Source organism: Aestuariibacter sp. GS-14 (assembly GCF_006494365.1).
GTDB lineage: Bacteria > Pseudomonadota > Gammaproteobacteria > Enterobacterales > Alteromonadaceae > Alteromonas > Alteromonas mangrovi.
The window spans coordinates 351,613-366,459 of the sequence record NZ_VHIP01000001.1 but is presented as its reverse complement, the minus strand read 5'-3'; the positions used below and the strand labels follow the sequence as shown (position 1 = coordinate 366,459).

Sequence of the window (14,847 nt, the reverse complement as noted above, 5' to 3'; positions counted from 1 at the left end):
TACAAAATGAGCTTATACGTTAGCACGAATGTGTCGTCGCTGAATGCTCAGCGGCAACTATTTACCTCTAATTTGCATTTGAGTACCGCTTTTGAGCGCCTGTCTTCCGGTTTCCGGATTAACAGCGCCAAAGATGACGCGGCTGGATTGCAAATCTCAGATCGGATCACGTCTCAAATTATGGGTCTTGATCAGGCTGTTCGAAATGCCAATGACGGCATCTCTCTTGCTCAGGTTGCTGAAGGCGCCATGCAAGAAATCACCACTGCGCTGCAACGCATCCGTGTGCTGGCTATTCAGGCACAAAACGGTATCAACACGTCTGCAGACAGACTGGCACTGCAAAAAGAAGTATCAGCCCTAAAACTGGAGATCAGCCGTATCGCTGCAACCTCACAGTTTGCCGGTGGCGATATTTTGACAGGGGCCTTCTCTACCGCATTCCTGGTGGGTGCACAAGCAGGTCAGTTTATCAGTTTTAACTTGTCTCGTCCGGGCGGTTACGGTTTCTCTGGCCTTACCAACGGGTATAACGCCAGTGTACTGACAGCCGGACAGGCTTCAGCAACGCTTCCGGTGATCGATGCGGCTATCTCGGCTATCGATGCCAAGCGGGCAGACTTAGGTGCGGTACAAAACCGTTTCCAGTCAACTATCAGAAACTTAAGCAATATCTCCGAGAATGCGTCGGCCGCACGGTCACGGATCCGGGATACAGACTTTGCCACTGAAACGGCAGAGTTAACACGCTGGCAGATTATCCAGCAGGCCAGTACTACGGTACTTAGCCAGGCTAATCAGCGTCCACAAGCAGCATTGCAGTTACTGCAATAGCATCGAGTGAACGCATGATGATGCTCAGGACTGTAAAAATGCGGGGGCAGACTGCAGTCCATAATCAAATAACGATGAGTAGAAACTAAGAAAAACGGTCGAGTTGCAATATGTGGGGGCAGACTGCAATCGACCGATGAGTAGAGTGTTTTTTGCAAGACAACGTGTTTAAGCAAGCTAAATAAAACCCTGGGGTTTTGTGCTGTGCTAAAGCTGCTGACTGACAGGAATGAAGCCAGGAGGTAGTGAGAGGTATGAGGTCTGAACATCATACCTGCCGCCAGCAAGAGCTTTTGCTCAGTTTAGCGCTGCTTAACCAGGCATTCGCCAAGCAAAGCGTCAGTTTTTTATCACTGACGCAAAAGATAATGCATAGGCTGTGCCAACACGTTGAAGTGAATTTTAAAACTGCGTTGATAACAACAATAAATACAACGCGATTACTTTAACTGTTAGGAGAAATCCATGAGTCTATACGTTAACACGAATGTGTCGTCGCTAAATGCTCGTCGACAATTGTTCACCTCATCAAATGGTCTGGATACTGCGTTCCAACGCTTATCTTCAGGCTTTCGCATCAACTCCGCGGCAGACGATGCAGCAGGGTTACAAATCTCTGACCGGATGACCAGCCAGGTTATGGGTCTTGACCAGGCGGTGCGTAACGCAAATGACGGGATTTCTCTGGCACAGACAGCCGAAGGCGCAATGTCAGAAATAACAACGGCCTTACAACGCATACGGGTGCTGGCTATCCAGTCCCAGAACGGTATTAACTCTTCATCAGACAGACTGGCACTGCAAAAAGAAGTATCAGCACTGAAAACGGAAATTTCACGTGTTGCCGCAACAACGCAGTTTGGTGGTGTCGATATATTGTCAGGGGCCTATTCAGCTGCTTTCCTGGTGGGAGCAAATGCCGGTCAGACTATCAGTGTGAATATTTCGCGCAGCGGCGGCTTTGGTTTCTCAGGCCTGACGAGCGGGAATAATCTAACCGTAGCAACAGCAGCGGGCGCATCTGGCGCACTGACTACGATAGATTCAGCGATTTCGATTATCGACGCCAAACGGGCAGACTTAGGTGCAATCCAGAACCGCTTTCAATCAACGATTCGGAACTTAAGCAGTATCTCGGAAAATGTGTCAGCGGCAAGATCGCGCATTAAAGATACAGATTTTGCCACCGAGACGGCACAACTTACCCGCTGGCAGATAATCCAGCAAGCAAGTACAACAGTGCTTGCCCAGGCCAATCAGCGACCACAGGCAGCATTGTCGTTATTAGGCTAAACTTGAATACAAAGAGAGGGTGGAACTGAGAGGCCAACCCCAGCCAAGGATGGCGGCCGAAAGGCCACCAATAAAAGGAATAAAACGCCGACTAACAGAACTGAGAGTGTAGAATTTTAGGTTGAGAGGCCAGTATACTACTACTAATCCTGCCAGCCAGCAGAAACCGAATTTGCTCAAAACTCCTAACGTGAGCAAGTTGGCCGGGTCGCCTTTTAGACCCGGCCTTTTTTATTTTTATTGCCGAGTAAACACCAGTCAACTTACAAGGTAATACCATACAAATCCTGTGCCAACGTTTTTTTGACACACCGTAAATTCTTTATTTTTTCCCTTCATAATGCTTCCTGTCTCAGGGATTACCTGCGATGCAGCGTCTCTTTGTATTGTGCAGTAGTTCGGTAAGGCTCGCACAAGGATGGGAATCCCCGCATGGGTTTTCATTCCATAGATGTTTGCTATGGCCAAATCCGAACAAAAGCATAAACAATCCTTGCCGCATGGCAATGCGTTGGGGCGATGAGTTGCCGCTAACGGACTTTACTGCCACTGTAATGCCGTTTCGATTGTCATGATTCTGCATTGCTATTGGTCTGGTTAAGTGGCGTAACCTTACGGCGTAACCTGCCCATATTGCCCATAAATTTTTTGAAAAATATCTCAAACCAAGCTGAGAAAAGGCCTGTATTTCACTTAAGTTCGATAACTTTAGCAAAATATTTTAAATTAAAATTCATTTAAAACAATGGCTTAAAAAATATTTTAAAAAAGAAAGAAAAAAAGCTAAAGAAACTCAAGGAATGGCCGATACCTATAGTTGAGGGGTAATTCATTCTGTGAATTGCGTAGTTGCCGGAGGGCGCTACAAATATGAGGTGGTTTAGCTGGATATCAGTCCGCTGAATTAGGTACGTAAGGTTACAGCTTAGCAGAATTCACTATATTCGACCAGCTGTGACCCCAGGAGGTTAGATAATGTCTTTATATGTAAATACAAACGTCTCGGCCCTGAATGCACAGCGTCAGTTATTTGATGTCAGTAACAAGCTAAGTACATCATTTGAGCGCTTGTCGTCAGGTTTCCGTATTAACAGTGCAGCAGATGACGCTGCGGGTCTGCAAATTTCTGACCGTCTGACCACACAGGTTCAGGGTTTAAATCAGGCTGTAAGTAATGCTAACGATGCTATTTCACTGACGCAAACTGCGGAAGGCGCATTGTCTGAGGTTACAACCAGCTTGCAGCGTATTCGCCAACTGGCAGTTCAGTCACAAAATGGTATCAACAGCTCTGCTGACCGTGTGGCACTGCAACAGGAAGTAACAGCGTTGGTAAGCGAATTGTCTCGTATTTCTACAGACACACAGTTTGCTGGGGTTGATATTCTGACTGGTGGCTTCTCCGCAAAATTCCTGGTTGGTGCAAACGGTGGACAGACTATCTCTGTAAACCTGTCACGTTCAGGTGGATTCGGAGCCTCTGGTTTGGGTGTGGGTACTGTTTCAGTATCGTCTGTGACTGGTGCTTCTGCAGCATTAACGGCGGTTGATACAGCGATTTCTGCAATTGGTGCGCAGCGTGCATCACTAGGTGCCTTGCAAAACCGCTTCCAATCGACTATTCGTAACTTAAGCAGCATTTCTGAGAACCTGTCAGGCGCACGTTCACGTATTCGTGATACTGACTTTGCCGCAGAAACTGCCGAATTAACACGAAATCAGATTATTCAGCAGGCGTCTGTTTCTGTACTGAGCCAGGCTAACCAGCGCCCACAAACAGCGTTGTCGCTGCTGGGCTAAGTTAGCTAACCGGAACATTCCGGTATAAGAGTTAAGATGGTAAACGGGCATCTGCTATAAGCAGGCCCGTTTTGGCGTTTGTAATCAGGGGGTTAATTGTGGAAATTTCAACGTCACAAATTGGCCAGAATTTTGCTGGTATTAATAGCAATAGCGCAAACGAGGTCAAAAACGAGCGATCGTTAAGCCAGACGCGTATTGAGGAAAATCTAAACCAGCGAAACCTGGAAAAAAATAGCACGCCTTCAGCAGAAGATATTCAAGCTAATTCTGATTCTGCCGATAACTTTCAGAGAGAGGGGCGTAGCCAGGATCTGGATGTCGCGGTTCAGGAAATACAGTCATTTTTGCAGGTACAAAACCGCAATCTGGCGTTTTCCATTGACGACGATACCAAGCGGTCTGTGGTAACGGTAAAAGATTCTTCATCAGGTGATGTCATCAGACAAATTCCATCAGATGAGGTGTTGAGGCTTGCGGAACGTATAAAAGATCTCCAACAAGACATCGGAAGTAGTGTGGGGGTGCTTTTAAACAATAAAGTGTAGAGGTGAATTATGACAATTCAATCGTTAGGTGTTGGTTCTGGGCTTGCGCTTGACGACCTGGTGTCGCAATTGCTCGATGCAGAGCGTGCGCCAAAAGAAGAGCGACTGAACGCCAAAGAAGAAAAGATCGAAGCTGAAATTTCCGCTTTGGGGCAAATAAAGTCTAAATTGTCTGATTTCAAAGATACGCTTGATGAAATGCGCCGTGATTCCGATATCAACGGCCGCGAGCCTACTATTACCCATCCCAATGAAGATTCCGAGATCTTTACAGCGGAAGCAGCAAACTCCGCATTACGCGGTTCCTATGAAATTGCAGTATCACAACTGGCCTCTGGCAGTCGCTTCGAAACAGCCGATGCGGATTTTGCCGCCAGCACTGACAAAGTGTTAACGGACGCGGCTGGCGATGCCACCATGACGTTCAAAATAGATAGCACTGGCGACAGCTTCACTATTACTGTTAGGCAGAATATGTCGTTAGCGGAATTGCGCGAAGAAATTAATAATCACAGTGATAACTTCGGTGTTAATGCCAACATCATTGATACGGGTACTGCCGCTGGTGGCGCTAAACTGGTGTTCTCGTCTACCGTAACCGGTGCGGGCAATGATTTAAAAATCGTTAATGATGGCAACCGCGCGGAGCTCGATAAATTAACGACTACCGATTCTGCAGAAACGGCCACCTATCTGACTGCTATTAAGTCGGCGTCTAATGCGAAGGCTACTATTGATGGTATTGCGGTAGAAAGTGACACCAACAATTTTGAAAATACCATTCAAAACGTATCGTTTGAGGCTACTAAGGAATCCCCGTTTGATGTTGACGGCATTACGCGTTTAACGTCAACGCTGGAAATTGGTTACGACAAAGAAGGTCTCGATAAAAAAATCCGTGATTTTGTTGATAATTACAACAAAATTATTACGGATATCAAATCCCTGACCCGTTACGGTGAATCTGAGCTGGAAGAAGATGGCGCGTTAGCAGGTGATTCACTGCTCAGAGGTATCAGTGGGGCGCTGGCAGGTGTGGTTGGTTCGAGAGTGGATTCCTCGTCGCTGGGCAGCTTGTTTGCACTGGGCATTGAACTGACGTCAGATGGCAAGCTCGAAATCGGTAGTCTGGACTTTGGTTTGGGTTCCGGTGAAGAGCGTTTAAGTGATGCGATTGATGATAATTTTGATGAAATTGCAAAACTGTTTACCGACGAAAACCAGGGTATTGCCACGCGTTTATATGAGATCACCAAAGAATACACGTCTTTCAGCGGATTGATTAGTTTGCGCGAGCGTTCAGCGAAAGATGACCGCGATCAGCTTAATGATGATAGAGAACGCTTTGAACTACGCATGTCAAATTACGAACAAATTTTACGTGACAAATATCTCAACCTGGACCAAACCGTAGCCAAGCTAAACCAAACCGGTTCAGCGTTGTTAGCGGCACTGGGTTAATGCGAATTTTTAGGAGTTAACATGGCACTTACCGGCATTAATGCTTATCGGAAAGGCAACCTCAAACAAGATATTGCAACCGCGGATCCTCACAAATTAACCCTGATGTTAATGCAGGGCGCGTTAGACAGGATTGCCTATGCCAAAGGCGCAATGGAGCGACGTGAGTTTGAACAAAAATCACAGCTGATTTCGCGGGTGTCTGCCATTATCATGAATTTACGCGATACGCTGGATTTAAAATTGGGTGGCGAGACAGCTGAAAACCTGTATGCCCTCTACGATTACATGTTAGACCGACTCAATGAAGCGCATGTAAAGAATAGCTTGCAGTTGCTGGATGAAGTGACTAACCTGCTTACTCCTATTCGCGACGCCTGGGTTCAAATTCCTGAAGAAGCCAAACAGGAAGCTTTCGAAGCGCAGCGTCAAAAACGTGAAGCTGTGTGAATATCGACCAATTAAATCATGCATTAACGCCGGATAACTTACGAGCGTTAAATCAGCAAATCAGCGAGTGTCTGCTCGCTGATTCTCCCGACAAGTACCAACAGTTCAATACTCTCATCAATGAGCGCGATCAGCTTATCCATTCAATTCTTGGCCAGCTCGACAACGCGACAGCGAAACAATTTGCCCAACAGGAAATGGTTGTTAACGACAATCTGAAGAATATGGCGCAAACCTTGCTAAAGTCAGCTAAGGACGATGTTAGCCAGTTTATTCGCAGTCAAACAGCGATCAAAAAGTATAAATAAGCGGCATTTAGCCGGGATTTAACGACATTAAATAGCTTTTTAACTGCATACTGACTATATTTGCTTTGGAAATGGCTACTTAAGCATTTGTATTCCATACGTTTTCGTTTAAGTGATTACAACGCGAGACCATGGCATGCAATTTCAGGTGTGTAATTGTGAAGAGGGCGACAACTTATTGACGCTGTGTCAGGGGTACTGACACCCTTCGCATCGATGCGGGGCGCTTATTCTGCCAGTGCATTGACAATAAATAAGAACGGTGAAGACATGAATGTGTTTGATAATCGTACCATACTGATCACGGGTGGAACTGGCTCATTTGGCAAACGTTTTGTCAGTTATTTGCTGGCTGAAGCCAAACCAAAGCGAGTCATCATTTACTCCCGCGACGAACTCAAACAGTTTGAAATGCAGCAGCAGTTCAATGCGCCATGTATGCGGTACTTTATTGGTGACGTGCGCGACAATGAGCGCCTTAAAATTGCCATGAAGGGCGTTGATTATGTGGTACATGCCGCAGCGCTTAAACAAGTACCGGCCGCCGAATACAACCCAAATGAGTGTATTAAAACGAATATCAATGGCGCACAGAATGTGATTGATGCGTCAATTGCAAACGACGTGTCCCGCGTTATCGCCCTGTCTACCGACAAGGCTGCCAACCCGGTAAACCTGTACGGAGCCACTAAACTGGCTTCCGATAAACTGTTTGTTGCAGCTAATAATATCTCTGGCGCCACAGGGCCGCGCTTCTCAGTAGTTCGCTATGGCAATGTGGTAGGCTCCAGAGGCTCGGTAGTGCCTTTCTTCAGAAAACTGTTGCGCGATGGCTGTGACGAATTACCTGTTACGCACCCTGAAATGACCCGTTTTTGGATCACCCTGGACGAGGGGGTGGAATTTGTGGTGAAGAATTTCTCGCGCATGCAAGGCGGTGAAATTTTTGTTCCCAAAATTCCTTCTATCCGGATCACCGATCTGGTGACAGCCATGAGTGGTAAACCCGACTACAAGGTAGTAGGTATTCGTCCGGGCGAAAAACTGCACGAAGTGATGGTGCCAGAAGAAATGGCACACCATACCATTGAATTTGACGATCACTATGTGATTGCGCCTGCCATTATCTTTTTCGATAAAAACGTGAATTACAAAGTGAATAAGTTGCAAGAAAAGGGTAAGCCGGTAACCGACAAATTTGAGTATCACTCGGGCACCAACCCGCACTTTTTATCGGTGGAAGAATTACAGGCGCTGGATAAGAGTACCTTATGATCCCCTATGGCAAGCACAGCATATTCGACGATGATATTGAAGCGGTAACCCAGGTTCTGGAAAACGGCTTTTTGACTCAGGGAGAACAGGTTCCCCTGTTTGAGAATGCGTTGTGCGAAACTACTGGTGCGACATATGCCGTGGCGTGCAATAGCGCTACGTCAGGGTTGCACATTGCCTGTTTGGCTGCCGGTGTAACGGCATCCGATGTAGTGTGGACGGTACCTAACTCGTTTGCTGCATCGGCAAATTGCGCCCGTTACTGTGGCGCAGAAATCGATTTCGTCGATATCGACCCGGTTACCCGGAACATCTGTGTTAATGCGCTGATTGACAAGTTGCACCTGGCCGTTGCTCAGCAACGTATTCCCAAAGTATTGATTGTGGTGCATTTTGCTGGAAGTAGCTGTGATATGGCGGCGATTGCAGCAGTAACTGAACCCTTCGGGATAGTGTTAATCGAAGATGCCGCTCATGCGCTTGGGGCTTGTGATGCTATCGGCAATAAAGTGGGTGCGTGTAAATATTCCGCTATGACAGTGTTGAGTTTTCATCCGGTAAAATCGATTACCAGTGCAGAAGGTGGCGCGGTAATGACTAACGATGAAGATCTGGCGAATGCGGCAAGGCGTTTTGCTTGCCATGGTATTACCCGCGATCCTCAGGTGTTTGACGCTGCCCATCGCAATGAACCCTGGTTCTATGCGCAGATTGACTTGGGTTACAACTACCGCTTAAGCGATCTGCACGCGGCGCTGGGGCGGTCTCAACTGAACCGGTTAGCAGCGTTTGTTGAGGCGCGAAGAGCATTGGCAAAAGTGTACGATGACGCCTTGCAATCGTTGCCGTTAAAACGGCCAGTGCTGGATATGAACAGTGCCTGGCACGTGTATACCATAGAACTTATTGGGCATGACCGCACTGAAGTATTTACGGCGTTACGGGAACGCGGTATCGGCGTTAATGTTCATTATATTCCCATTCATTTGCATCCTTACTATCAGCGTCTTGGCTTTAAAGCCGGCCAGTTTCCGCACGCTGAACACTATTACCAGAATGCCATTACACTGCCTTTATTTCCTGCCTTAACAGCCGATAACCAACAGGAGGTTATCCGACAGTTAACAGAGGTACTGAGGTGAAGATTGCAGTTATTCCTGCCCGCGGAGGCAGTAAACGAATTAAAGGCAAAAATATCCGTGCATTTGCGGGTAAGCCCCTGATCAGTTATTCAATCCGTGCTGCACGTCAAACCGGCCTGTTTGACGCTATAGTAGTTTCAACCGATTCCAACGACATCGCAGACATTGCGCTTGCGAGCGGTGCGTCTGATATTATTCTGCGACCAGCCGAACTGGCGGATGACTTTACCGGCACCACACCCGTTGTGCAGCATGCTATCCGCACTTTCGAGCAACCCGCTGAACTGGTGTGTTGTATTTATGCTACTGCGCCATTTTTATCGCCCGCTTCGCTGATTGAAGGATGCCAAAAGCTCAGTCTGGCTTCCGATATGCAGTACGCATTTTCCGTGACAACCTTTGATTTTCCAATTCAGCGCGCAATTAGAATGGATGGGCAAGGGGTATCGCCGGTAGACAAGGCGCAAATCGGTAAACGCTCTCAGGATCTGGAAACACTGTATCACGATGCTGGTCAGTTCTATTGGGGGCGCCGAGACGCCTGGCTTGCTCATCATCCTATGTTCAGTCCGCAGAGTATTCCTGTGGTATTGCCGCATTATTTGGTGCAGGATATTGATACAGAAGAAGATTGGGTACGCGCTGAGCTGATGTACAAAGCCTACCAGGAACAAATAAACCATGACTGAACAGCAGATCCCGTCGTCCATCATGATTGGCGACCGAGCTATCGGTAGCCAGCAACCGCCCTTTATTATTGCCGAGTTAAGCGGCAACCACAGCCAATCACTGGATACGGCAAAAGCCATGGTTAAAGCAGCAGCTGAATGTGGTGCTCACGCTATTAAACTGCAAACCTACACGGCGGACAGCATGACGCTGGACGTACAGGAAAAGGGCTTTGTTATTGAAGAGCAGGACAGCCTGTGGCACGGCGCCAGTTTATACAGTTTGTACCAAAAGGCAGCAACACCCTACGAATGGCACGCCGAGTTATTTTCGCTGGCCAATTCGTTAGGCATGCTGGCGTTTAGTTCGCCATTTGATGAGCATGCTGTGGATTTTCTCGACAGCCTGAACGTACCTTGTTTTAAGATCGCGTCGTTCGAACTCACAGATATCCCGTTGATCCGCAAAGCCGCTAGCAAAGGTAAGCCGTTAATCATGTCTACTGGAATGGCTACGCTCAGTGAAATTGAATTGGCAGTAAATACCGCGCGTGCAGCAGGTTGCCAGGATATTATTCTGTTAAAGTGCACCAGCACGTATCCTGCTGAAGCGGCAAATACCAATTTAGTTACCATTCCGCATTTGCGTTCAGCATTTGGTTGTCAGGTAGGCTTAAGTGACCATACCGGGGGCATTGGTGCCGCGGTAGCTTCAGTGGCGCTGGGGGCTACGGTAATCGAAAAGCATTTTGTACTGGATCGCAACGGCGGCGGGGTGGATGCGGCGTTTTCTTTAGAACCGTCTGAGCTCAGTGCGCTGGTGGTTGAGTCACAACGCGCCTGGCAGGCACTGGGGCAGGTATGTTATGGCGGGAGCCGGGCGGAAGAGAAGTCTAAACAATATCGTCGTTCCATTTATGCAAGCACTGACATCAAACCTGGAGAAGCGTTTGGGCCGGATAATTTGAAAATAGTACGGCCTGCTTTTGGGTTGGCGCCGAAACACTGGGATACCGTGCAAGGCAAGCAGGCAATGGGGTTTATCGCGAAAGGCACCGCGTTGTCGTGGGAGCATATCGCCCCATGAAGTTGTTGTTTTGCGCAGGCGGCTCTGCCGCAAGCGGCATCGGCCATATCATGCGCTGCCAGGCACTTGCACAAGTTGCCGACGCTCAGCATGTCGAAAGTGTATTCTGGCTGACTAAAACAGCTAAAGAACTGGCTTTATCGCGCCACGATTGGGTGGGCACCATCCTTGAAGCCAGCGACGATCAAATTCATCTGGCACAGAGTATTATTGACTACTGCCGTACCGAATTGCCAGTGGCCATTGTGATCGACGGATATGCTTACACCGAGAGGTTTATTCAGCAGTTATCTGATCTGCCTGTACCCTTGGTGATGTTTGACGATATTCAGCAAGCAGGGTGGCAAGCTGCGGATGTGATTTGTAATCCCGCAGGGGAACATCTGCGTGCGAACTACATGCAGGGTAACCCGGGTGCGACCTTGTGTCTTGGACCTGAATTTCGACTATTGCGACGCGAATTTACGACCGGTTTTACCCTGCCTTTGGCACAGCGGGTGAGCCTTACCATCAATATGGGCGGCAGCGATCCATTTGAATTAACACTTCCCGTTTTGGAAGCGATAACACAAGCGATACCTGACGCACCATTGCGCGTAGTAATGGGGCCGGGAGTCAGTCAGCATCAACGTCTCGCCTTACAGCATTTTGTGAAGAGCAGCCCCAGCGCCATTCAACTGATTGAAAATTGTCAGGACATGGCGGATGTATGGAATAATGCCCGGTTAGCCATTGCCGCCGCAGGCGGAAGTCAGTTTGAACTGGCGGCTTGTCACACTCCCTCGCTATTGCTCTGCGTTGCTGAGAATCAGCGCTCCGCCACGCAGCAGGCTGCCGAGCAGGGCTGGTGTGAGGTGTTCGATTTTACCGGGGCGCAACCACTGCGTGAACTTGCTGAACGCGCTGCCATTTTGTGGGCTAATCAGGCAGCGTTGAATAATATGCATCAACGCGCAGCGGCATTTGCGTTTACTGAAGGCGCGTTTAACGTGCTGGATGCCATTGCGCAACACAGGCAACGTCATGCGTAGTGAAACACCCGTAAATCAGTGGGAATTCAGCGCTTATCAGGTGTCCCTGCAGCCAATTGCCCAGGTGCATCAGATGCAAATGCGCGCATGGCGGAATCAGCCGGAAATTCGCCAACAAATGCTGGATACTGCGCTGATTTCAGAAGAGCAGCAGCTCGCTTGGTTTAAAAAGGCCAGTTACGATCCCAAACAATTGCACTGGATTGTACAGTTCCGTGACAGACTGATTGGGGTAACCAATGTAAAATCCCTGGAGATGGGCAAGTCCGCCGCGCAAGCCAGTGTGCTTGAACCGGGGTTATATATTGGCGATCACACCTATCAGAACAATATTATCGCGTTTGCGCCATCCCTTGCCATGTATGACTTTTGCTTTGCGCACTTTCGCGTGCAGCAGTTTCGCGCCGTTGTGAAATCGTCGAATACTCAGGCAATGAAATACAATGAAAAGTTGGGGTATCAGATTATCAGTCAGGGCGATGTGTGTGTGCTGGAACTCAATTATAATCAGTATACAGAGCAGACCGCGATACTTCGTCAGCTTCTCTCGCGGGAACGCAAAGCAACCAACGTTAAGAGGTAATTATGGATAATCAGCAGAAATTGCAGCAAGCGTTCACCGTTGCGCTGGGTGTGCAGCCTGACGCAGTCACCGACTCACTGCAATACAACACAATTCCTGAGTGGGACTCAACCGCACATATGATCCTCATTGCGGAGTTGGAAAATGTTTTTGATGTGATGCTCGATACCGACGACATCATTGATATGAGTTCCGTTAAACAAGCCAAAGTGATATTGCAAAAATATGACATCAACTTTGCCTAAAGGCGCATTACATCATTCTACCGTACTGATCACTGGTGCAACAGGTGGAATAGGACGGGCAGTCGTTGCCCGTTGTGTGGCGCAGGGCGCAACGGTACTGGCTGCCGGGCGCGATGAAGAAGCGCTTGTCGCGCTGTGTAAAATAGCAGGCAAAAGCGTACATCCCCTCGTTTACGACATTACTAACGAGCAGGCGGTAAAAGACGCGTTCCGGGATATTCAGAAAAAGGTATCAGACGGCCTCATACCACCCTTGTACGGCTTGGTGAATAATGCCGGTGTGATGATGGAATCGCCGTTGTCGGTAACCAGCATGGACAAATTGAAACTCCAGCTAAACGTTAACTTTTTGGCACCGTATCAGCATATGCAATATGCCGCCCGGCTGATGAGTAGATTGCGCAAAGGCAGCATAGTGAATGTTGTTTCCATGGTGTCGGAGCAAGGCAGTGCCGGTATGAGTGCCTATGCCGCAAGCAAGGCTGCACTAACGGGGGCGACTAAGTCACTCGCCAAAGAACTGAGCCCGGTTGGAATTAGAGTAAACGCGGTAGCTCCGGGGTTTATTGAAACACCGCTCACCGACCATTACGAAGCGGATGCGCGCAAAAAAGTACTGCAACGAGCCGTGATGCAGCGTGCGGGAAAACCTGAAGAAGTAGCGGATGCGATAGTGTATTTGTTGTCTTCTCAGTCTTCCTATACAACCGGACATATTCTGCCGGTAGATGGGATGTTTACGCCGTGAACAAGCATCAGCAGACTGCCATTCCCTTTATCGGGGCACATCAGCACAGTGCTAAAACAGCACTGTTTGATGATGAGCAGTCGGTTAGCTATCGCACGCTTACTGAAATGATTAATCAGCGTCGACAAACATGGTTATCTATGCAATTACCTCCGCGAGCGGTGGTCGTGCTGACTATCGACAACAGCATTGCCGGTGTGGTGGATTATCTGAGTGCGCTCAGTTTGGATTGGGTGGTGTTGTTACTCAATCCTGCCTGCGATGATCTTATTCTGCAACGGTATTGCGACGCATTGAGGCCACATGCTGTGATCCGTGATGGCGCACTAACGCTGCGTCACAGTGATGAGATTGCGGTCGATTGCAACCTGAGTATTTTGTTGTCAACGTCAGGTAGCACGGGAGCCGGCAAGTGTGTGGCTCTGTCGCAACGCAATTTGCTGGCAAATGCGGAATCGATTCTGGCATTTCTTCCGATTGAATCGGACGATATTACCCTTGCGACTATGCCGCTGAGCTACTCTTACGGGTTGTCGGTATTGCATACGCATTTATTGCGTGGCGCCAGTATTGGTTTCACCCGCTATACCGTGTTTGATAAGGCATTCTGGGAAAAAGTAAAAACCCTGCCGGTCCATTCTCTGGCCGGTGTGCCGTCGTTTTACGAAATGTTGCTGAGACTGCGCTTTACCCGCATGGAATTACCCGCGTTGCGTTATTTTACGCAGGCTGGGGGGAGACTGGCATCAACAGATGTAACCACCCTCGGAGAATATGCTCACACTAACCATAAACAGTTTTTCGTAATGTACGGACAAACTGAAGCGACTGCCAGGATAGCGTTCCTTGAACCACAGAAGGTATTGAAGAAACCGGATTCAATCGGACAGGCAATTCCTGGTGGCAGGCTCGAGATCAGAATGCAGAATAGCGATGCGGGTGAGCTTTACTACAAAGGCCAAAATGTGATGCTCGGTTATGTGGAATGCGCAGAACAACTGGCTGAGCTAAATCCCGAAGACTGGTTGGCTACAGGCGATCTGGCCTGGCAGGACGAAGAGGGTGATTTTTTTATAGTGGGCCGTATCAAGCGCATCATTAAAGTAGCAGGCGAGCGGGTTAATCTGGATGCATTGGAACAGTTTTACAGTGATGACGCTATGCAAGTTCGATGCGTAGGTGAAGACAATAAAGTTGTGTTTTTCGCGCTACAAAAGCATCTGGGAGCACTACAGGAGAAAATGGCAACACACCCATTATTGCCTGCAAGAAATCAAATGGTATCTGGCTTAGGCGAGTGGCCATTGTTATCCAATGGCAAACCCGACTATCAACAATTGGCTAACAGGGTATTAGGCCCGCAATAATTAGCGA

16 protein-coding genes are annotated in these 14,847 nt (G+C 48.3%); all 16 read left to right on the top strand.

Translation table 11 applies throughout. The annotated features are described in order from the left end of the window. Positions 1–6 precede the first annotated feature (6 nt). The 16 genes from FJ444_RS01575 (at position 7) to FJ444_RS01500 (ending at position 14,840) form a co-directional block, all read left to right on the top strand. Entirely contained in the window at positions 7–834 is an 828-nt protein-coding gene (locus FJ444_RS01575) for a flagellin (RefSeq protein WP_140956150.1), read from the top strand. Positions 835–1,299: 465 nt separating this feature from the next. Further along, complete coding sequence (locus tag FJ444_RS01570) at positions 1,300–2,127, top strand: flagellin (RefSeq protein ID WP_140956149.1); 828 nt, start codon at positions 1,300–1,302, stop codon at positions 2,125–2,127. Positions 2,128–3,102: 975 nt separating this feature from the next. After that, entirely contained in the window at positions 3,103–3,927 is an 825-nt protein-coding gene (locus FJ444_RS01565; RefSeq protein ID WP_140956148.1) for a flagellin, read from the top strand. A 98-nt stretch (positions 3,928–4,025) separates the two neighbouring features. After that, positions 4,026–4,475 carry a flagellar protein FlaG gene (locus tag FJ444_RS01560; protein ID WP_255438881.1) on the top strand — a complete coding sequence of 150 codons (450 nt, stop codon included), beginning with the start codon at positions 4,026–4,028 and terminating at the stop codon, positions 4,473–4,475. Positions 4,476–4,484: 9 nt separating this feature from the next. Continuing rightward, the gene (gene fliD / locus FJ444_RS01555; RefSeq protein ID WP_140956146.1) at positions 4,485–5,936 is read left to right on the top strand and encodes a flagellar filament capping protein FliD; all 1,452 of its coding nucleotides are present in this window, start codon (positions 4,485–4,487) and stop codon (positions 5,934–5,936) included. Positions 5,937–5,957: 21 nt separating this feature from the next. Further along, positions 5,958–6,386, top strand: coding sequence for a flagellar export chaperone FliS (fliS, locus tag FJ444_RS01550; protein WP_140956145.1), 429 nt, complete (start codon positions 5,958–5,960; stop codon positions 6,384–6,386). Next, the gene (locus tag FJ444_RS01545; protein ID WP_140956144.1) at positions 6,383–6,694 is read left to right on the top strand and encodes a hypothetical protein; all 312 of its coding nucleotides are present in this window, start codon (positions 6,383–6,385) and stop codon (positions 6,692–6,694) included. The genes fliS and FJ444_RS01545 overlap by 4 nt, the downstream gene beginning before the upstream one ends. Before the next feature lie 276 nt (positions 6,695–6,970). Next, positions 6,971–7,969, top strand: a complete 999-nt coding sequence (gene pseB / locus FJ444_RS01540; protein WP_140956452.1) for a UDP-N-acetylglucosamine 4,6-dehydratase (inverting) — start codon at positions 6,971–6,973, stop codon at positions 7,967–7,969. Then, positions 7,966–9,111 carry a UDP-4-amino-4,6-dideoxy-N-acetyl-beta-L-altrosamine transaminase gene (pseC, locus tag FJ444_RS01535; protein ID WP_140956143.1) on the top strand — a complete coding sequence of 382 codons (1,146 nt, stop codon included), beginning with the start codon at positions 7,966–7,968 and terminating at the stop codon, positions 9,109–9,111. Before pseB ends, pseC begins: the two co-directional genes overlap by 4 nt. Further along, positions 9,108–9,800, top strand: a complete 693-nt coding sequence (gene pseF, locus FJ444_RS01530; RefSeq protein ID WP_140956142.1) for a pseudaminic acid cytidylyltransferase — start codon at positions 9,108–9,110, stop codon at positions 9,798–9,800. Before pseC ends, pseF begins: the two co-directional genes overlap by 4 nt. After that, a complete protein-coding gene (gene pseI, locus FJ444_RS01525; RefSeq protein WP_140956141.1) occupies positions 9,793–10,866 on the top strand; it encodes a pseudaminic acid synthase in 1,074 nt (357 codons plus the stop codon). Before pseF ends, pseI begins: the two co-directional genes overlap by 8 nt. Continuing rightward, positions 10,863–11,897: a UDP-2,4-diacetamido-2,4,6-trideoxy-beta-L-altropyranose hydrolase gene (pseG, locus tag FJ444_RS01520; protein ID WP_140956140.1), complete on the top strand. Its 1,035-nt coding sequence runs from the start codon at positions 10,863–10,865 to the stop codon at positions 11,895–11,897. The genes pseI and pseG overlap by 4 nt, the downstream gene beginning before the upstream one ends. Then, positions 11,890–12,480 (top strand): GNAT family N-acetyltransferase, encoded by a 591-nt coding sequence (locus FJ444_RS01515; RefSeq protein ID WP_181405022.1) that lies wholly within the window; start codon positions 11,890–11,892, stop codon positions 12,478–12,480. The genes pseG and FJ444_RS01515 overlap by 8 nt, the downstream gene beginning before the upstream one ends. 2 nt (positions 12,481–12,482) lie before the next feature. Then, entirely contained in the window at positions 12,483–12,725 is a 243-nt protein-coding gene (locus tag FJ444_RS01510) for an acyl carrier protein (RefSeq protein ID WP_140956138.1), read from the top strand. Beyond that, the gene (locus FJ444_RS01505; RefSeq protein ID WP_140956137.1) at positions 12,706–13,473 is read left to right on the top strand and encodes an SDR family NAD(P)-dependent oxidoreductase; all 768 of its coding nucleotides are present in this window, start codon (positions 12,706–12,708) and stop codon (positions 13,471–13,473) included. Before FJ444_RS01510 ends, FJ444_RS01505 begins: the two co-directional genes overlap by 20 nt. Further along, entirely contained in the window at positions 13,470–14,840 is a 1,371-nt protein-coding gene (locus FJ444_RS01500; RefSeq protein ID WP_140956136.1) for an AMP-binding protein, read from the top strand. Before FJ444_RS01505 ends, FJ444_RS01500 begins: the two co-directional genes overlap by 4 nt. The last annotated feature ends 7 nt before the right edge of the window (positions 14,841–14,847 follow it).